Below are 19,727 nucleotides of genomic sequence, written 5' to 3'. Positions count from 1 at the left end.
TTCGCTGCCGATCGCCTTGACGAGTTCGGTGCGACTGCCGCGCAACAGGCCGGCGAACTGGTATTCCGACAGGCTATCCGGCACCGGCGTCACCGCACCCAGAATGGTTGCAGGATCGGCGCCAAGCGCCACTGCGATCGGGTATGGCTGCCCCCGGTTGACGATCGAATGCTCACGGAAATCGAGTGCCCCACCCCGGTGGGCAAGCCACCGCATGATCACCTTATTGGGACCCAACACCTGCTGACGGTAGATGCCCAGGTTCTGGCGCTTCTTGTGCGGTCCCTTCGTAATGACGAGGCCCCACGTAATGAGAGGTGCAATGTCGCCCGGCCAGCAATGCTGGATCGGCAGACGGGCCAGGTCGACATCATTGCCTTCCCAGACAATATCGTGACAAGGCGCGGAGCGATGCTCCTTCGGCGCCATGTCCCAAAGGGATTTGACCAGCGAACCGAGTCCGAGCACGTCCCTGAATCCCTTGGGAGGCTCGGGCTCCTTCAGCAGTGAAAGCACATGGCCGATCTTGCGCAGGTCGGCGAGTTCTTCCGCTCCCATGCCGAGCGCGACTCGACGGGTGGTGCCGAAGAGATTGCCGAGCACCGGTACGATATGTCCAACCGGTTTGTCGAAAAGCAGTGCCGGACCACCTGCCCGCAAGGTGCGGTCGCACAGTTCCGTCATCTCCAGATGGGGAGACACAGGGACCGGAACGCGTACAAGTTCGCCAATTTGTTGCAATTGGTTAATAAAATCTCGCAAATCCGAATATTTCATGATTTTCCGCAGAGTATGAGCCTGAGTTCTGTTTTTAAATCACGGACTCAAGTAGTTGATTTTGTTCATTATTTGTTGCGTCGCAGCGAGAAAATCATATACAAAAGTAATAAGAAAGCGGTTTGATAGTATTGACTTGATATAAACAGGCACCTAGAATTCGGCCAACTTGATGAAAGCACCAATCTTCAAGGTAACAGGTTTGGTGCGGTTTTTTCATCATTCACGGGATCGGGGTCCCACATGACATTTTAAGGAGTGTTTTCAAAAGGCGTCTGCCTTCCCCCCGAAAAAAGCTGTTTGCTACTGATACGGCGCTTCACCAGCAGCCGTCAGCCTGAAGCAAGCAGTTCCGACGTCTGTCCGACGCTCCACGCGAAGATAGACGATGTTTCTGATTCACGGCATGCAAGCATCGGCGCGGGGTTTCTCGCTGAGGACGTTTGCCTGCCGCGATGATTCAGGAGGTTCAATGCTCAATCGTTTCATTAGCGGGACATCGCATTTCGCCCGCCGCAAAGCCAGCCAATCGGCCGCGCTCGCCGTTTTCGTCCGCGATACCGTCAGCGGTTTCGTCACCACCGCACACCACACCCTGATGTTTTTGGGCATTGCCGCAATAGTGGCATGGGGCATCCTGTTCATCAAGCCGGAACTGGCGGACAGGATTCAGGCACTTTCACCCTATGCCGCCGAATCAGACGCATCACCTGCCCCGATCCAGACCGCCGAAACGGTGTCCGCTCAACCGCAATCCGCCGATCAGCCGGCGGCCAATCCCGCCCAGCCGGCTTCCGTCGCGAAGGCCGGCGACCGCAAGCTGACGGAAAGCGAACGCCAGCAGCAATGGGTGACCAACTGGTTATCCAAACGCTATCGGGTCGCCACGGATGCGACCGACATGCTTGTCGCGGCAGCCTATGCGACTGCCAAGGAAATCAAACTTGATCCTCTGCTGATCCTGTCGGTGATGGCAATCGAATCCCGGTTCAATCCATTCGCGGAAAGCCCGGTCGGCGCGCAAGGCCTGATGCAGGTCATGTCAAAAGTGCATCGCGACAAATTCGAAGACCTTGGCGGCGTGAAGGCGGCGCTGAACCCGGTCGCAAACATCAAGGTCGGCTCGATGATCCTGAAGGACTATGTCACCCGTGGCGGCTCGGTAGAAGCCGGCCTGAAGATGTATGTGGGTGCCGCCGCAATGGAGTCCGACTCCGGCTATGGCAGCAAGGTCCTCGCCGAGTACCGCCGCCTCAAGGATGTGGCGATGGGCAAGCAGGTGCCGATCTACAGCACCACGGCCGTCGCCAAGCCGCGTGCTCCGGAATCCAAGACGGGTAATGCTGCCGAATCCGCTGCGGTCGGTGGAACGACCGGCAAACCTGCCGCAAATGACACGGCGGAACAAGAACCGTTGAAGAGCGAGCAGATCGCTGCGCTCTGATTTCCGGGCTGGTCGAAAACAAAAGGGAGCTTGAACGCTCCCTTTTTATTTATCGCCGCGAATTGAAGAACTCTGTCAGGCGCTGTATCGCCAGATGCATGTTTTCCATCGACGTGGCGTAGGAGACGCGGATATATTGACGGGCGGCGTGCACGCCGAAATCCAGCCCGGGCACCAGGACGACTCCGGCTTGATGCAGCATATCTATCGTTAATCGGTCGGCATCATCCGACAGGCCGGAGCAGTCCGCATAGACGTAAAAGGCGCCATCCGGCAGAACCGGCACTTTAAAGCCCAAACTTTCCAGCGCGGGAACGATGTAATCCCGGCGACGCTTGAATTCCGCCTTTCGCTGTTCATAGATTCCAATCGCTTCAGGCGTAAAGCAGGCCACGCCTGCATGCTGTGCAATGCTGGAAGCGCATATGAACAGATTTTGAGCCAGTTTCTCGAATTGCGGCACCAGCGACTCGGGCACGACCAGCCAGCCCAAACGCCATCCCGTCATATTGAAATACTTCGAAAAACTGTTGATGACGATGACATCGTCACCCAGAGACAATGCGGAAAACGGCGAGGAATTGTAGGTCAGGCCCTGATAAATCTCGTCGACGATGGTGAAACCGCCCTTCTCCCTCACCGCGCTGACGATCTTCGCCAACTCGTCATGTGCGATCGACGTGCCGGTTGGATTCGATGGAGAAGCCAGCAATACGCCTGCCGTGGCAGCACCCCAATGCGCCCGCACCATCGCCTCCGACAACTGGAAACGTTCTTCCGGTCCGCTCGGAATCATCTTTGCCTGCCCTTCAAAGGCGGCGACGAAATGCCTGTTGCACGGATAGGACGGATCAGGCATCAGAACTTCCGCTCCCTTCTCGACCAATGCGGCGCAGGCAAGCAGCAATGCAGCCGAAGCTCCCGCGGTGACGACAATTCGGCCCGGCTTGATGTCGAGGCCGTACACCTGGAGGTAATGCCGCGAAATGGCTTCCCGCAAGGCGGGTATGCCGGTAGCCGCCGTATATTGCAACCGGCCGTCGCTCATCGCTCGGCTAGCCGCTTCGATGATCGGTGGCGGTGCAGTGAAATCCGGCTCGCCGATTCCCATGTGGATGATATGGCGCCCCTGGCGTTCCAAATCAGCCGCCATCTTCGCCAGTTCCATGACGTGGAATGGCGCGATATTGGCCAAGCGTGAAGCAAGCGGAAAGTCGGGATGTAAAAAACTATCGGAGGTCATGCGTAGAGAGCGTCGCGTATCGGTGCCGGTGGATTTCGAAGGAATTAGCGCTTCCTGGCATGCTCGACTTCGACGTTCCGCGCCGTGGCCGCAAACTTATCGAGCACGCCATTGACGTACTTGTGGCCGTCGATGCCGCCGAACGACTTGGTGAGCTCGACCGCTTCATTGATCACCACCTTGTAGGGAATCTCAAGATGATGGCTGAGCTCGAAAGCGCCGATCAGCAGCGCGGCATGCTCGACCGGGGACAACTGGTCGAGCGGGCGGTCGATCAATGGCGAGAGCCCGGCGCGCAAGGCAGGCGCCTGCTTGATGATACCGTGCAAGAGCGTATCGAAGTGTTCGGCATCGGCTTTATCGAAACCATGGGCTTGGCGGATATGGGCATCGATCACGCCGGCATCTTCATTGTTCAATAACCATTGATAAAGGCCCTGAAGCGCGAATTCGCGTGCGCGGTGGCGCGGCGTCCGGTTCTTGCTCGGGTTGGCATGAAGGCTTTTCTGGGTCATGGCGACATTTGCCCGGCATGTGCCGGGCGATGAAACGGTTAGAGAGCAGTAAACAACGGCACTTGAATTGCCGTTACGATCATTGATGTTGAGAGCCTACTCTTCTTCAGTTGCTTCCGCGAGTTCTTCGAGGGCAATCGACAGATTGGCCATTTCAATCGCCACCCGGGCCGCATCCGCGCCTTTTTCCGCCATGCGCGCTTCCGCCTGCTCGTCGTTTTCGGTGGTCAGGACGGCATTGGCGATCGGAATGCCGAAATCGAGGCCGACCCGGGTTATGCCTGCACCGGATTCATTGGAGACAAGTTCGAAATGGTAAGTTTCGCCACGAATCACCGCGCCGAGCGCCACCAGGGCATCGAATTGCCGCGTCTGAGCCATTTTCTGCAATGCCAACGGAATCTCAAGCGCTCCAGGGACGGTCACATGCAATACATCCTCGTCCGCCACGCCCAGATGCTTGAATTCCGCCAGGCAGGCGGACAATAGTCCGTGGCATACATCCTCATTGAAACGAGCCTGTACGATACCGATTCGCAGACCTTCTCCATCCAGATTGCGTTCGTAGGTTCCTACCGTCATAGCTAATCCTTCATGCGCTGTTGCGCGTTGCTTGTTGTTGGTCGCCGGCTCGCAGCCTTTGGACGAATGTCATGTGTAAGCGATATGGTGCCGGCCAATGCGGCCGAGCCGCTGTTCAATTCTGGGGTTTATCCTGATATCCGACCACTTCAAGGTCGAAGCCGGTCATCGACGGCATCTTGCGTGGACTTGCCAGCAATTTCATTTTGCCGACGCCGAGATCCTTCAGTATCTGGGCACCAATGCCATAGGTCCGCAAATCCATGCGCGCGCCGCGCGGCAACGCCTTTTTTTCGGGACTGTTCAGCGCAGCGAATTGGGCGAACATCTGTTCAGCGGATTCTTCGCAATTCAGCAGGATCATCGCTCCGCGTTCCGCGTTCTTGATCGCGGACATCGCCGACGCCATGTTCCATGAATGGGTGGTCACATCGGTTTCAAGCAAATCGAGTATGGACACCGGCTGATGCACCCGTACCAGTGTCTCGAGGTCGGGGGTCAGATCGCCGTGCACCAGCGCCAGGTGCGCGCCGCCGCTCGGCTTGTCACGATAGGCGATCGCCTTGAAACTGCCTTGTGCCGTCTGCATGGTGCGCTCGGCAATGCGTTCGACGATACTTTCGTTTCGGCTCCGGTAATGGATCAAATCGGCAATCGTGCCTATTTTCAATCCGTGCTCACGGGCAAACTCGATCAAATCGGGAAGACGCGCCATCGTGCCGTCGTCCTTCATGATTTCGCAAATCACTGCCGCCGGCGTCAGTCCCGCCAGTTCGGCGAAGTCGCATCCCGCCTCGGTATGGCCTGCGCGCATCAGCACGCCGCCTTTCTGTGCTTTCAACGGGAAAATATGGCCGGGCTGAACGATATCCGTCGGCTTTGCATGCCGGGCCACCGCCACCTGGACTGTCCGTGCGCGGTCGGCAGCGGAAATGCCGGTGGTAACACCTTCGGCGGCTTCGATCGACACGGTGAAATTGGTGCCATATGAGGTGCCGTTGCGCGTGGTCATCATCGGCAGGTTCAGTTGTTCGCAGCGCTCTTCAGTCAGGGTCAGGCAAATCAGTCCGCGGCCGAACTTGGCCATAAAATTGATTGCTTCCGGCGTGACGAATTCGGCTGCCAGCACCAGATCGCCTTCATTTTCCCGGTCCTCCTCGTCCACGAGAATGACCATGCGGCCAGCGCGAAGTTCGGCGATGATTTCTTGAGTGCTTGAGATAAACATGGCTTAAATCCTAAGTAGGCCGCTATTTTAAAGGATTTACCCGGAGTCCAAATTTTAAAATGTTGCATTTGCCGAAGCTCTGCAACAAGTGGCTGCCTGAAAAAGCGGATGGCTCAACGATGCACCGGGATGCAGAAAAGTGCCAAAACCGCCGGCTCAACAAAAAAGCGGCTTACGCCGCTTTTTTGTTAAAGAAATATTTTTCGGCCGTTCCAGCTATTTATAAACAGTGACCGGCTCAACCTGTTGCACTGGTGCCGGCGCCGCTCCGCCCTGCAAAGACGCAGGCACAGCCTTCACTCTCCCGGCCCGCGCCACCCCGAATTGCGCCATCAATTCACCATACGCAGCTTCCGCCAGGGTCCTGGATGTTTCGGACATGACCTTGCCCCGGTTGAATACCACCCTGTCGCCAGGCCGCGAAAGGATCTTGGTGTCCTGGCCTGAGCCGCTCGCACTGAAAGCGGCTTTGACTTCATAAGTTTTGGTATTGATCAGGCTGAAGTCGACAACCAGGTCAAGGCTCAAGACGCCAGTATGCGAAGAACTCATCGGCAGTTGCATCGTTTCCTGACGGAAGGCGATGTTACTGACCGTACCGAACAGCACATAATCTGCGCCCGGGTAGAAACCTTTCTTGATGCGGTCGATGATATCGAAGATCTTTTCCGTCGGCTGACCGCTGTACGGGCGGGCCTGCACCAGCCGTACTCCGCCACCCTTGAGCAACGCCCCCTTCAGGTCGGCGGTGTAGGTACGCAGCTCGCCCCGGTCGATATAGGTGTAAAAGCCTTCCGCTTCGTAGTAGCTGCTTTCCTGCCGGGCATCCAGACGGCCACGGCTGGAATAACTGTGATCGGTTTCGCGTTCGCTGCCACTGGCCTTGATGCTGCTCTTGCTCTGCGCCGAGACAACGCGGAAGTACTCGCTTACTTTTTCCTCATACGTGAGGTCGGTCACGGCGATCTTCGGCTCTGCGGCGTACGCTGATGCGATCGCAGCAGATGCCGCCAAACCCGCGAGTACGCGGAATGCATTCGATAGGATGGTCTGCATGGTGTATTCCTGAATAGACGTGAAAAAGCGGATCAGCGCGCGGATGTCTTGCGGATTTCCTTCTCGTCCTGCCACTCGATGGAACCTTCCTCGACGTCATACAGCTTCAGCGTCATCTTATAGAACACATCCTTGGTCGTCGCGCTCTGCTTGACGATCGAGACGATTTCCCCTTCCAGTGAATATTTGGCGGCAGTCATGTTCCCGACCTTCGCGCGGCCGGCACTTTTGTACAACCCGCTCTGGTTCTGGCGCTGCAGTTCATCGACACCGGCCTGCATCTCATCGGCGCTGCGGGTGAACCTGACCTTGCGGCTTTTCACGAGCGCGGTCTGGATCGAGTTCATGATCGACTTGGTATCGATGTATTCGCTGGTCTTGTTGCGAACGGCGGACAGGGTCAGAGTCGGGCGGTTTGCAAGCACCGGATCTTCCAGCAGTGAGCCGACCATCTTCTCCGCAATCATTTGCAGGTCGGTGGAGCCGAATTCATTGGTTACCGTTTCCACCGCCTTGGCGTCGCCATAACTGACTTGGCGCGAAAATTTAACGGTGGGTTGCGAGAGCGTTGTGGGGCATCCCGCAAGCATCATGCTAGACGCAATCAGCGCGCTGCAAAGCGAAAAGGAAGAGAGGAAGGATTTTTTCATGTTGGCACCTGCAATTAAGATTCTTGAATGTCGGTATCAGCGTGGCTCAGCGCTCATTTCGATCTTGAAATCGGTCGCCTGCGGGCCATAAGCGGTACCTTTGATGAACTGACTTTGCTTGCCCAGAAAAACCAGCGGTTTCCAGGTCTCGCCATCGCCCACTTGCATGCCTCCGGCATCCAACCAGCGGAAGCGGTAGTAAAGACGCGTATCAGCGGTATCGGTGTTGAGCACTTCCGCCTGCACGACAAGAACGTCGTTGCGCCGCTGGGAGCGCAGGTCGACCATCTGGAGCCCGCGCAATTCGCCGCGGACCATTAACTTGGCTGCAATGCCGGGAGAGATCGCAGGCGGCACCGAATCCTGCGCCTGAACGGCCGCGCATGCGGCGGAAAAACTGCAAACGATAAAGAGGTGTTTGAGACTTGCCATCATAGTGATTGTCGATAGGTTGAAATGCGGCTTCGATGAAACACAAACCCGGTCAAACGGCTTTTTCCAATTTGCCTTTCGGCTTGGACGGAGCAGCGGGTTTCGTGCGGCGCCCTGCCGGAACAGGCGGTTTGGCAGCTTTTTCCTCGGCGGCAGGCGGCGTGGGAAGCGCGGTCACGGCACCAAGCCTTACCGGTTCGCCAAAGTAGGTCTTGTTCTTGAACAGGCGCACAGGAACAACCATGTAACGGCCGTCGATCGTCAGCTTCTGATTGCCATCGGCTTGATTCGGAATACGCACGTCGTACTCACCCGGCGGTACAAAGGCGCGTGCAACGAACACCCGTTCCGGCAGGCCGCGCCACATCCGGTCGTCCGCCTCGCCTTCGGTTGCCACGGCGACCACGTTGGTCAGCAACCCGCCGAGCGGCCCCAGCTTCTTGTTTGCCTGATCCTGTATCAGACCCTTGCCGATAGCCCGTACTGCCGCACGTGTCTGCATTGCGGGAAGTTCGTCATGCAATGCCTTTCGGGCCATGACGTTGAAATCGGTAATCAGTGCCGCTGGCAGGGCAATGTCGCCGACGTTGAGTTGCTGGAGTTCGAACGAGTTTTTTTCAGGATAAATGACCGGAAAGGAGAGTGACACCGTGACCAGTCCATTGGTTGTCGGGATCGGAAACGCGACTTTCTTCGATTTGCGTGCCGGTGCATTGCCGGCTTCGATGATGAACAGTACGTCTGTCACGCCCTTTTGCCGGCGGAAGCTGGTGCGCTGGTCCAGTCCGCGCAGGCCTTCCTCCAGCACAGGCAAATCCGGACGCAATTCGATCGCCTTGCGATAGCCGGGCGCTGCCAGACCGGGTTCATTGAGCGCTTCATAAACAAAACCGGCTAGGTAATGGCTCAGGGCGTTTTGATAACCATTTTTCAGCTTCAGCACTTCCGGGTCATTCAGAGTCTCGACCGGGTAGCCATTCAGTTCCTTCGCGCCCGTCTTCACGCCCTTTTCCTTTGCCTGCTGTTCCGCCTCGACGGTTTCACGTGCTCGGAATTCGGCGATGACGGCCTCGCGCTCATGGGTGCGCTTGATGTCCACGCGCGCGGTATCGAGGTCGCCCAGATTCAAGCGATTCAAGGCCATGCGCGTTGTCAGCATGACTTTCTCGTAATCCTGGCCTTCATAAGGAATGGATGCATCACCCATGAATACGGCGCCGATCTGGCCCATCAACTTATCGGGCGCCGTCTTGGCCAGGTTTTCCCACTCCCGGACTTTTGCGTCAGCGATCTCGAATGCGGTTTGGCTGTCCTTGTACCGTGCCCCTACGCGCAGCAACTCGCCCTTTTCGAGGTTCAGCAGCAGGTCATTCTTGCTTTCGCCTGCAAGCTGAGCATCGAGTGTCTTGATCGCGTCATCGATATCGCCACGCGTGGTCGCCGCAAGCGAGGAGGAAAGTTTGCTGTCGTGCGTCGGCATGCCGGCACACGCAGTGAGTAGCAACAGGGCCGCAGCCGGAAACAAGTAAGGGCGCATAAGGCAGGAATAAGCAAGGGAAGGTATTGATCATAATCAATTTCTTTTAGGAAACTGACCAGAAGAGCGGCAGTATCGCGGAAACTTGGCAAAACCACAAGAAATATTTTTGACCGCTTATTCCCGACCGCTTATTTCCCCTTGAAGCCATCTTGCAAGCGTCCGCCATACAAGAGGTAACGCAGCGCCGTCTTGCTTCCGGAAGCCGTGATCGGCATCGCGGACGGCAAGCACGTGAAGATTCGTTTTTCCCGCCGCTGCGAACCGGTCTCGGATATACCATGCCGATTCGATTGGAACCATGCGATCCGACTCCCCCATTGCAACGAACAACGGAATATCGAGTTGAAGAAGATGGTCGCTGTGCTTCAAAGACCTCAACTCGGACCAGTACCGGCAGCTTCGATCGGCAACCACTTCACGAAAGGAGTTTGGATTATCGTTGCAGATGCTGTCGATCTCTCTGAGAGCATCGGCAAAACCGTACTTTGCCGCCTGCATCCGTAAAGCATCATAAGGATTCATGCCACCGTTCCCAAGCAACGCCGCGTGGGTGACATCGCCAATTCGTCGAGCGAGTAGCGGCACGACTTCCGCACCTTCCGAAATGCCGAGAACAAGAACTTTCGATGGAACTTGGCGATTCATCCTGGCGATGAATAACTGCGCAAGGATGAATTCAGTCTGATCATCAGCCCATCGGCTTGGGTAATCCATTTCAATGAACCGGCTTCCGCAATCGGATGTACCGATAAATCGCTTGTGCAGAATGAAGATACGCATGCTTCCAGGCCCGCCTTCAAAGCCGTCGAAATATTGGGGCAGCATATCCTGCATGCTGATGCAGTCGGAACCGCTGACAACGAAGACGAAGGTGGCCGGATGGATGGCGGATGCCGACGCATTCATTCCTTTATCCAGGGTAAAGAAGACTGCGTTGCCGCCATCGTTGAATAGAAACTGTCTTGCGGGGACCGTTGCTCGAGCTGGTGCTTGCTGCGGAAGATGATGAACTGCGCATCCCTGAATGACGAGAAGGCATACTGTGACAAACAGGCGGGTGGTCAATCGCATGGAACAAATGGGGTCGGGCCGGCATGGCTTGGCGCCATGCGTTGTTGATCAGCCGATAGACTACCAGCATTTGCCGCTGGTACATCCCGAAGAAATGCCGGAATCCACGGATTCGACGAAAAGAAGGCCGTCGTGCCGGCAGCAGCCGGCCCGCACAGGATCAGATGCTGGTAATGCCGGCTTTCCTGTTGAGGGTCTTGCTTTCTCCCTTCCGCTGCATTCGCACTTCATCGAGTCTGAGCGCAATGTGGCTGACCATGGTCGCGGATAGTTCGCTGATGTAAGAGTCCGCGAAAACCTTGCCCTGCGCCTGACTGGCATTTTCCGCAAGGAGTTTGTCATATACCGCCAGCTTCTGCGGCTCGCATTCCTGCACCGCCGTACGGGCGATATCCAACGCGGCATCCGGCGCGTTGAAACGCGAATAGGCCTTTACCACCGCGCAGTGAATGTAAGCCTTCCTCTCGGGCGAGATGGTGGCATCGGTGTAGGATGGGTTGACCGCACACCCGGCTAAGGCAGCCATGGTTGCGGCGAGCAGGTAGAGTTTCACGCGCAATCCTGTCATCCGTTGAAGGTCTGGGGGACCATCTGACAAATGCAAGAAGCGCCCGATGCATGCGCAGTGACTTGCCGTGATAAAACAGAGGAAGCGGGTACTTCAGGATTCTGTCAGATGCCTTTCAAGACTAGGCCGACTACAGCGACGCTGTCATGAGAAATGGCAAATCAACTGTAGCTCTGACGGACAACACTGCCGCATGGAAATTACGCATGCAAATGTGCAAGTGGCGATGCATGACTCGACGCTGCATCACCAGCAGAAGTGTCTATTTGCCGCCAGCCGGCATCGACAACATCCGCTCGACATAACGCGCAATCAAATCAATCTCGAGATTGACCGCGCTGCCCGCTTTCAGATGTTTGAGCGTCGTCGCCTCGATGGTGTGCGGAATCAGGTTGATCGAAAACTCACATCCGTTTTGAGTGTCGGTGACTTTATTGACTGTCAGCGATACGCCATTGACCACGATTGATCCCTTGTAGGCGAGATACTTCGCCAGGTCGCGCGGCGCCTCGACCACCAGTTGCCATGATTCACCGACCGGCTCGAACTTTTGCACCCTCCCCAAGCCGTCAACGTGGCCGGAAACGAGATGACCGCCGAGGCGATCCGAAAGCGTCAATGCCTTTTCCAGATTGACCTCGCCTGGCGTGTCGAGGCCGGCTGTCTTGCTCAGGCTCTCGCGCGACACGTCGACCGTAAAGATCTGCTCTTTCCTGGTGACTACCGTCATGCATGCGCCGTTGATTGCGATCGAGTCGCCGATCGCCACATCCGCCATCGGCAGCTTGCCGGCGTCGATGGTCAGCGTGACGCCGGCTTCAGGATGATTGCCCAGCGGTGAAATGGAGATGATTTTGCCGATCGCGGCGACGATTCCGGTAAACATGGTGACAGGTCTATCAAATGAAACGAGCAAGGATACGCAAATCCGCGCCAATCTGCTTGATCTCGTGGAAAGCCAGTTCGCGCCTGCCTTTCAGGTCGTCCAGCGCCTGCAGTTCGAACATGCCCTGCGCGTCGCCAAGCACGGTGGGCGCCAGATACAACAGCAATTCATCGACGCAGCCTTCGCGGATGAGCGAGCCGTTAAGCTTCGCGCCGGCTTCGACATGCAATTCGTTGATCTGGCGCCTGCCAAGTTCCTGCATCAGGGCCGGCAGGTCCACCTTGCCTTTCGGATTAGGCAGAAGGATGACCTCCGCGCCGGCATCCCGCAGACGGGCTTCCCGCTCGGGATCGGCCTGGGCGGCGACCACCCAGGTGCCCCCTCCGGCCAGAACACGTGCCTTGGGACTGATCTGGAGGAGGCTGTCGATGACGATGCGGCGCGGCTGGCGTGGGGTATCGACACCCCGTACCGTCAACTGGGGATCATCCTGCATGACCGTGCCGATTCCGGTCAGGATTGCGCATGCGCGGGCCCGCCACCAGTGACCGTCATTGCGTGCGCCTTCCGATGTAATCCATTGGCTTACGCCGTTGTGCAGCGCCGTCCTGCCGTCCAGGCTGGCAGCGGATTTCATGCGCACCCACGGTTTGCCGCGCTGCATGCGCGAGAAGAAGCCGATATTCATTTCACGCGCTTGCTGTTCCAGCACCCCGCAAACGACCTCGATTCCGGCGGCTTTGAGTTTTTCCATTCCTCGCCCTGCCACCAGCGGATTGGGATCGGCGATCGCCGCAACGACCTTGCCGACACCGGCGCGAACGAGCGCATCGGCACAGGGCGGCGTGCGGCCGAAGTGACTACATGGCTCGAGAGTGACATAGGCCGTTGCGCCGCGAACATCCACGCCTCGACTCGCCGCGTCCTGCAATGCATGGACCTCGGCATGCGCCTGGCCGGCCGGCTGGGTGTGGCCTTCTGCAATGACTTTACCGTCTCGGGCGACGACGCAACCTACCCGAGGATTGGGCGTGGTGATGAACATGCCTTTGGCGGCCTGTTGCAGCGCAAGGCTGATGCCGTGCTGATCGCTGAAGGAATCCACAGTGTCGGTCGCTTTACTCAATGGGTTGGAAGCGGCACATTTTAGCGCGCCTTGCTTCGTCGCTGGCGGGAGAATCCATCGTCCGTTTTCGCGACATGCAATCAGCAGGTAGATCGATGGGTTGCCGGATTGCATATGCGCGGACGTCCAAGCAAATTGATCTTGATATGCCGCACTTCTCCGTCGAGCGTGAATGCGAAGCTGCCCAGTTGCGGCGTGTGATCGCTGGCATTGATGCGGGTGCGCCCGGCGGCATTATAGGCAAGATAGGCCGGCGTCGGGTCGGTAAAATCAGCGTCGATGGTCATGCCATCGGGTACAGGGCCATGCGAAAAAATGACCTGTTCGTCCTGATCCCGTGTCTGGTTCGCGTTGCCGTCAATGAATACCACCCACCCTTCTGCCCAATCATCGCCACCGCCGGCGGGGACGAGATCGACCCTGGCGCCGCGCTTGATTGCCTCAGACCTGGTCAGGTGGATGGCGGCCAGCAGGTCGTTCGTCGCCGTCGTGATTCTCTGGCTATTGATAAGGGAGCGAAAACTCGGCACGCCGATGCCGAGCAGGATCGCCGCAATCGACAGAACCACCATCAGTTCCACCAGGGTGAATCCTGCGCAAAAAATTCCCGCTCTTAACCGGTATGCGATGCGCATGTCACTTCCAGCAATCTGTGGCCGCGCCGGATGAGGATTTCAGCCCGGTGCTGGTCAGCATCAATTTGCCGCAAGCGGGATCGCGAAATCCGCCATTTACCTTGCTCGTGCCGGGGGTTGCGGTTAAATGGACGCAGTCCTTGATCGTCTCGCCCGTGCACGCAGCGCCATCGATTTCATAGGCGCTGCCCGCAGCACCGTCGCCCGAATACCACTTGAACCGCTTTTCATTCGGATCGGTCGATGATGATGAGAATGTGATGTAGGTATTGTGCTGAGAATAAAATCGTTCCTGCTGCTGCATCAGTTGCATCAGTGCCGCCCGGCCTTCCGCGCGTTTCGTCTTGCGGACGGAACTCTGGTAGGACGGATAGGCGATGCCGGCGAGTATGGCGACAATGGCGCAGACCACCATCACTTCGATGAGCGTAAACCCCGCATCGCTTCCGGTGCGACAAAGAAGCGGCTTATTTTGCGATTGCATTACGTAACTCCTGCCAGTTAACCAATTCGCGCCAGCTGAAACGTCCTGCGGGAACGATGGATTCAATGCTCTCCTTTTCTGAACTTACTGTTGCGCCTTTCACGCCGCCGGTTCCGAAATTGATCACCAATTGCGTTTTCCGTGCTGTCCGTCGGCCGATCGCATTGCGCTGGCTGACTGCCGATGCGGTTTCCACCACCATCGGCGAACTCATCATGCCGACCGTCGATAGGTTGCCGGTAGTCGCACCGCCTTGCGGGAATCCTGTCAGGACATCGAACGCATAAGAGCGACCGCCTCCCAGGTCGCAGGGATCGCCGCCGGGTATCAGACTATTGAAAAACAGCTTGCCGTTGGATATCAGCGAAGGAGTGACGCTGCGCTCGCCGGTCTTGTCGGATTGCACGAAGTCGAAAAACCAGCCCTTCGTCTCCGCTTTGCTACCGCCATAGGAAAAATCCTTCCCGTTCACGGCAATGGCGTCACCCGTCTTCGTCAATACCCGCCTAACCAGCTGGTGGCGCATGACCGTGGCCGGCCGGGAAGGAACAGCATCGTGGATTGCATAGAAGGATTGCGTCTTGAACTCTCCTGCTGCGGCATCCCGGTTCTCGAAAAATTTTCCGGTGCCGAACAACACCAAATAGCCGCCGCCGGGCGCATACACTACCTTCGGTTGCGTGCTGATGGGCTGCCTGTTTCCTGCCGCGTCCTGGGCTACGAAGAGCAGCGTGCCGCCGCCACTGAAGGGCGGAGCCGCGCTGAAATCGAAACGCCAAAGATTGCCTTGCAAATCGCCGGCATATGCATACAACGCGCCGCCTCCCTGGTCGGCAACCACTGCAGGCGCGGAAAGTCCGTTCTGCAGGGTCGGATCAGAGGCTGGCATCCTGAACTTGTAGTAATTGACACCGAGTTCCCACTTGACCGACGGTGCCTTGTCGAGTGCGAGAAGAAAAAGCGCCCCAGCGGCATCCTTGTTGAAACTGCCGTCATCCGTGTAGTTGTTCAACCCGCTTGGTGCCGCCACGAAATAGCGGTACTCGGAAGGCCCGGCCGGTGTCCCCGATGCGAACTTTACAATGACCGGCGCTCCTGCGAGATTTCCCATGTCGGGATCATCGGCATCGGTGAACTCCCATAGTGCTCCGGTACCGGCCCCAAAGTTTCCGGGTTCGGTGACATCCAGCGCAAACAATCCCTGTCCGCCGCCGCCCATACCGGCAGCCAAAATCGTCTTCCAGCGTGCGCCGATCCGGGCCTCGCCAACCGTGAGCATGCCATCGACGTAGGGGCGGTGCAGATAGTCCGGCGACGTCAGTTGAGCAAGATGACGGATCACGGCGTTCGGAACGTAGGCGAACAGCTCGCGGCCGTCCTGTGCATTGAATGCGTGCAGCATGCCGTCGTTCGCGCCGATGTACACCGCTTTTGTCCGCCCTTTCAGCGCGTCCTGGAATTGCGCATACCCTGTTCCCTGGCCATATGGCGAAGGCGGTCCTGCATACACCGCGTTGCTGTTGACGATATCGCCGAGCACCCTGGTGCGCGTACGGAAGACACCACCTGGCTTGCCGCTTTCCAGGCTGCGTTGTCCGCGCAGGTAGGCAAGCCGGCTCTCGCCAAGAGCATCCGGCTTGCCGCTGACCGGATCGATACTGAGCAATTCCTTCTGCCTGCCGCTCAACTGGTCCCACTTGAATTCGATTGTCCTGAGTGCCCCGCTGTTGATTTGCGCGGTGAATATCTTGCGCACGTCATTGGCGGGCAGATCGAATCCGGATAACAGTTCACCCGCATCCCAGTCCGGGGTAGATGCGATATCAATATTCCCGCCTGCGCCGGGTTTCAAGGCCAATTTTTTAAGGCTTCCAGCCCACGTGGAGGATTCGAATCCCGGCTGGTAGACGAAGATGCCATCGGTCGACATCCGGCCGCCGGTCGCTGCCACGCCTGAAATGTTGCCGCTGGCCTGGCCGATTTTGTTGAATACCCGCTTGACGGCGGCAATCATCTCCTTCGGCTGTCCGGCGAGAAAATAGGTGTCGGGAACGCCGTTGCCGTCGTTGTCCCACTCGGCATTGCTTCCGCTGATCACGCTTTTGCCGTTCGGCGCGAAGGTGACAAACGGATTGCCATCGCCGTTCCTGTCGTCGAAACCGCCGTATTTCGCCGCGAGATAGAGCTGGCTGTCACGGGGCTTGAGGCTGCGCGTATTGCCGTCGATCTGACCGTTCCCACCCTCATCGACATCGATCGCAAAGGTCTTTACCCGGACGGGTTTGTCCAAGCGGATGTCGTTCGTGTTGGCCCAGTAAGCGAGTCCGGCCATGTAGTAGGTGCCGTGACCGGAGGCGCCGGTGTCTCTGTTGTCGAGGTTGGTTAGCAAGGGGTTCGGTGCCGGATTGGATGCATGGTTCTCCAGATCACCCACCCGCCGTGTCCATGTCCTGACATCCAGCGCCGGCGTCTTTCCGGCAACTTCGCGTTCCGCGGGCCGCGCGGAATCAAAGGCGTCCTGGCCACTGCCGTATGTCGTGCGCTGGTTGCCGGGGATGAAGCGGTCCCAATGGGTATTCACATCGGCGACGGTCAGCATGTAATTCTGCTGGCATGACGCAATCACGGGATCGGGCGAATTCTGGATGACCGGAAAGCCATCCTTCATGGTGCTGGTGATGCCGACAGCACTCTCGGCTGTCGGCTCTTTCCCTTGCAGATAATGCAAACCCTCGTAGAAGAGTTCTCCTACCGGATCAAAGGTCTTGTATTTTCCCGACCTGCCGAACTTGTTGAGGTAATTGATTACACCGCTGTTTTCCACGCCACTGTTCCGGTTCACCGGATCTTCCGGATTGGTGTACAACACGCCGGTGACGCTGTCCCATTCCGCCTTGTCGTTCGGTAGTTCGATGAAATCCGGTGCTTCCAATTTTTTGGCGCCGACATATTTCATCGGTGCCCGCAGCACGCCGCCGTAACGTGTTTCCGCATCGTCGAGCACGTAGCCCATCGCTGCCAGCCGCAGCCGGTCGGCCTTCCGCTGAATTTCACCGACGGGTTTGTATTGACTGCCAAATCGTTGGCACAGGTCGGTCCGGGATGCCCCCTCCTTGCCGTCACACACCTTCACCCTGACAAGAAATTCGCCCAGTTTCTTGTCGAGTGCTTCTCTGGGCGGCATGCCGGCGCCGCTGTACGCCGATGTGCAGTATCTGTTCGCGTCCGTACCGCTGGCATTGGCAAGACCGCTGCTGACGTCGCTGAAGAGAACACGATTGCCGCAGGAAACGATATGCAGTGTTCCCGTCCTGAAAGGCGTCACCCGATCCGGCGCACTGACGTTGCCGCCCGGGACGACGGTCCGGCGGGGAAAATAGGTCGAATGGGCATAAAACGTGTCTTTCAGGACAGCCCTTTGAAGAATGGTGATATCCGGTGTGTCGATAATCCTGTCGCCGCCGGTAAGCGCGTAGCGCAGCATATCGATCGCGGAGGAGGTGGCCCAGTTCATGAAGTTGCCGCTGAATGTATCTCCGCCACATTCGCGGGTGATGGGATCCGCGTCTTTCGCAATAACGAAATATCCGGTGTCGGAAAGATTCCGATTGCCGCCGTTATAGAGGTAGCACTTCGCAGGATTGAAGTAGCCCACATACTCTGTCGTGCGATTGTAAGTGCCGCCGTCGCCGCGATAGGCAATGCCTGCCGTCGGAAATTCGACCGATAGGTTGAGCACCAGGTTGGGATGAACATTTCCCCTGCCCCCGAACATCGGTTCTGTGGCGATCTTCACATCCGGATTGGTAGCTGCCTGAACGACATGCGTCGTTTGCAGAGCGAGGAAAGCCAATGCTGCGACAACGTTGTTGTTTTTCATTTGCCGTCTTTTCGATAGAAAGTCTGAAGCACCACCTGCGTGGTATCACGCATGCCGAAGCCGATTGCCGTCACCCGATAGAAGTAATTCCGCCCATCGAGGGTCGCGTCTTCACCCGCACGGTTATAGGCCATCAGTTCGATGACATACCTGGGCGGCCTTGCGGGCATCGGACCGGCGCCGGTCTGGAACACCTGCCCGGTAAAGTGACCGTAGGGGACGGTCATGGCGGCAGGGGACGGATCAAGCAGGTCGGCATTCGTCCAGGCAGGCACATGGCCTCCCTCGGCGCGACTGCATAGTCCGAGATAGAGCGCCGGGTTCTCGATACCGCACCCTGGACTGAATCCTTCCGTACGGTCATGTGCGAACAGGCGACTGCGCGATCGGGCAGGATCGGGCGATCCTTCGATATCGGTTTCCGCATCCATCAGGGCAGCTTCGGCAGCCTGCAGCGCAACCTGCCGGTCACGATCGTTTCGGGACGCTTTCTCGGATTGCAACGCAGTCTGCGCGGCCGACATGCCGAGCATCATGACAACCACCAGCATCAGCAGCGAGACGATCAATGCAGCACCGAATTGCCGCGGCGCGATGTTTCGATGGAATCGCTCCATTCCGTCGTTCGTCATAGCCCGCTTCCCGATGATTGATTGCGCAACTGGATCGTCGTGGCGGTGATTTTCCTGATCCGGTTGCGCACGCTTTCAGGAAGCCGGGCTTCGATGATGCGCGTTCCGATGTCGGTCGATGCATGCAAATCCGCGTATTCGCTGCCGAAGAGGTCATATTGGGAGGTCAATGCGTCGGTGCGGCTTTTCTCCGTGCCACGTAGCAGCAGCGCAGTGCGGACGACGACCACTTTTTTCCACCATGTCTTGTTGTTGCGGTCGGCGGCCTGTTCCTGCGCGGTAGCGCCGGTGATCACCAGTGCATCATCGAGCGCCTGCAAGGCAGACGCGTTCATGTAGCGGTTAGGCAGGCTATCGGCGTCCGTATCGATCCCATAGATCACCTGAAAAGTGTCCACACCGCGTGCGAGTGCTTGTGCCGTCCATCCACTTTTGCCATAGAACTTGCAGTAGAGCTGCGGCTCGCCGGTCGCGTCCCTGGCGACATAGAAGATACTGGTCCCGCGTTCTTCATCGGCGCTGTCCTGCGATGTCGCCGCCGCGACGCCAAAGCCGGCGCAATTGATCATGCTGCCGTCACCGTGCACTCCGGTTCCGGAGCCGAAGAAGCGCACCGCGAGAATATCGCTCCCGTTCACATCGCTTGCAACCGGTAATGTGATGCCGTCGGTGGTTGCTTTCAAACTGTGCGCATCAAGGCCGGCAATGTTCGCACTGATCCCCGCGGATGCGACGATCGGCGCGTCATTCCGGTCCCAGTTCTCGTAGGCTGCCTGGCGGACCGAGCGGCTGATGATTTCGGCGGCATACCGGCCGGTGTCCTGGATTCGCGTGCTGTCATCCTGGGCGGTATATGCGGATTTTGAGGACAGCAGCAGCGCTGTGGCGGCGAGCATGACAAGAAGGCCGAGTGAGATGGAAATCATCAGCTCGATCAGGATTAGCCCGGTCTGATCGGGCATGCGCTTGTATCGGCGG

General features: G+C 57.7%; 19 protein-coding genes. 1 reads left to right on the top strand and 18 read right to left on the bottom strand.

The features are described 5' to 3' along the window. A partial coding sequence (locus VGU61_RS04200; protein WP_326857845.1) for a UbiD family decarboxylase domain-containing protein occupies window positions 1–777 on the bottom strand: 777 nt, incomplete at its 3' end. 472 nt (window positions 778–1,249) lie between these two features. Between VGU61_RS04200 and VGU61_RS04195 the strand changes: the two genes are divergently transcribed. Then, a complete protein-coding gene (locus tag VGU61_RS04195; protein ID WP_326857844.1) occupies window positions 1,250–2,221 on the top strand; it encodes a transglycosylase SLT domain-containing protein in 972 nt (323 codons plus the stop codon). Between the two features lie 49 nt (window positions 2,222–2,270). On the opposite strand, the gene VGU61_RS04190 is transcribed toward VGU61_RS04195, so the two are convergent. The 17 genes from VGU61_RS04190 to VGU61_RS04110 all read right to left on the bottom strand — a co-directional run bounded on the left by VGU61_RS04190 (window position 2,271) and on the right by VGU61_RS04110 (window position 19,711). Then, a complete protein-coding gene (locus VGU61_RS04190; RefSeq protein WP_326857843.1) occupies window positions 2,271–3,464 on the bottom strand; it encodes a pyridoxal phosphate-dependent aminotransferase in 1,194 nt (397 codons plus the stop codon). 44 nt (window positions 3,465–3,508) lie between these two features. Beyond that, on the bottom strand, window positions 3,509–3,979 hold the full coding sequence (gene nusB, locus VGU61_RS04185; RefSeq protein ID WP_326857842.1) for a transcription antitermination factor NusB: 471 nt from the start codon (window positions 3,977–3,979) through the stop codon (window positions 3,509–3,511). A 96-nt stretch (window positions 3,980–4,075) separates the two neighbouring features. Beyond that, window positions 4,076–4,561, bottom strand: a complete 486-nt coding sequence (ribH, locus tag VGU61_RS04180; protein ID WP_326857841.1) for a 6,7-dimethyl-8-ribityllumazine synthase — start codon at window positions 4,559–4,561, stop codon at window positions 4,076–4,078. A 115-nt stretch (window positions 4,562–4,676) separates the two neighbouring features. Next, window positions 4,677–5,789 (bottom strand): bifunctional 3,4-dihydroxy-2-butanone-4-phosphate synthase/GTP cyclohydrolase II, encoded by a 1,113-nt coding sequence (gene ribBA, locus VGU61_RS04175; RefSeq protein ID WP_326857840.1) that lies wholly within the window; start codon window positions 5,787–5,789, stop codon window positions 4,677–4,679. 216 nt (window positions 5,790–6,005) lie between these two features. Beyond that, window positions 6,006–6,845, bottom strand: a complete 840-nt coding sequence (locus VGU61_RS04170; RefSeq protein WP_326857839.1) for a hypothetical protein — start codon at window positions 6,843–6,845, stop codon at window positions 6,006–6,008. A gap of 32 nt (window positions 6,846–6,877) precedes the next feature. Next, window positions 6,878–7,495: a penicillin-binding protein activator LpoB gene (gene lpoB / locus VGU61_RS04165; RefSeq protein WP_326857838.1), complete on the bottom strand. Its 618-nt coding sequence runs from the start codon at window positions 7,493–7,495 to the stop codon at window positions 6,878–6,880. 36 nt (window positions 7,496–7,531) lie between these two features. After that, window positions 7,532–7,927, bottom strand: coding sequence for a YcfL family protein (locus VGU61_RS04160; protein WP_326857837.1), 396 nt, complete (start codon window positions 7,925–7,927; stop codon window positions 7,532–7,534). A gap of 52 nt (window positions 7,928–7,979) precedes the next feature. Beyond that, entirely contained in the window at window positions 7,980–9,407 is a 1,428-nt protein-coding gene (locus tag VGU61_RS04155) for a hypothetical protein (protein ID WP_326857836.1), read from the bottom strand. A gap of 174 nt (window positions 9,408–9,581) precedes the next feature. Beyond that, complete coding sequence (locus VGU61_RS04150) at window positions 9,582–10,538, bottom strand: alpha/beta hydrolase (RefSeq protein WP_326857835.1); 957 nt, start codon at window positions 10,536–10,538, stop codon at window positions 9,582–9,584. A gap of 160 nt (window positions 10,539–10,698) precedes the next feature. Continuing rightward, complete coding sequence (locus VGU61_RS04145; RefSeq protein WP_326857834.1) at window positions 10,699–11,091, bottom strand: hypothetical protein; 393 nt, start codon at window positions 11,089–11,091, stop codon at window positions 10,699–10,701. Window positions 11,092–11,368: 277 nt separating this feature from the next. Continuing rightward, window positions 11,369–11,992, bottom strand: a complete 624-nt coding sequence (locus tag VGU61_RS04140; RefSeq protein WP_326857833.1) for a riboflavin synthase — start codon at window positions 11,990–11,992, stop codon at window positions 11,369–11,371. A 13-nt stretch (window positions 11,993–12,005) separates the two neighbouring features. Further along, a complete protein-coding gene (gene ribD / locus VGU61_RS04135; RefSeq protein ID WP_326857832.1) occupies window positions 12,006–13,097 on the bottom strand; it encodes a bifunctional diaminohydroxyphosphoribosylaminopyrimidine deaminase/5-amino-6-(5-phosphoribosylamino)uracil reductase RibD in 1,092 nt (363 codons plus the stop codon). A gap of 101 nt (window positions 13,098–13,198) precedes the next feature. Beyond that, the gene (locus VGU61_RS04130; protein ID WP_326857831.1) at window positions 13,199–13,753 is read right to left on the bottom strand and encodes a GspH/FimT family pseudopilin; all 555 of its coding nucleotides are present in this window, start codon (window positions 13,751–13,753) and stop codon (window positions 13,199–13,201) included. Between the two features lies 1 nt (window position 13,754). Next, a complete protein-coding gene (locus VGU61_RS04125; RefSeq protein WP_326857830.1) occupies window positions 13,755–14,237 on the bottom strand; it encodes a type IV pilin protein in 483 nt (160 codons plus the stop codon). Continuing rightward, entirely contained in the window at window positions 14,221–18,117 is a 3,897-nt protein-coding gene (locus VGU61_RS04120; protein ID WP_326857829.1) for a pilus assembly protein, read from the bottom strand. Before VGU61_RS04120 ends, VGU61_RS04125 begins: the two co-directional genes overlap by 17 nt. Beyond that, window positions 18,114–18,749, bottom strand: a complete 636-nt coding sequence (locus tag VGU61_RS04115) for a pilus assembly PilX family protein (protein ID WP_326857828.1) — start codon at window positions 18,747–18,749, stop codon at window positions 18,114–18,116. The genes VGU61_RS04120 and VGU61_RS04115 overlap by 4 nt, the downstream gene beginning before the upstream one ends. After that, on the bottom strand, window positions 18,746–19,711 hold the full coding sequence (locus tag VGU61_RS04110) for a PilW family protein (RefSeq protein WP_326857827.1): 966 nt from the start codon (window positions 19,709–19,711) through the stop codon (window positions 18,746–18,748). Before VGU61_RS04110 ends, VGU61_RS04115 begins: the two co-directional genes overlap by 4 nt. Between the last annotated feature and the right edge of the window lie 16 nt (window positions 19,712–19,727).

Source organism: Noviherbaspirillum sp., assembly GCF_035944575.1.
In the GTDB taxonomy this organism is placed as follows: Bacteria; Pseudomonadota; Gammaproteobacteria; order Burkholderiales; family Burkholderiaceae_D; genus Noviherbaspirillum.
Note: the sequence above shows the minus strand (reverse complement) of the source record. Positions and strands in the feature narration are given on the sequence as shown.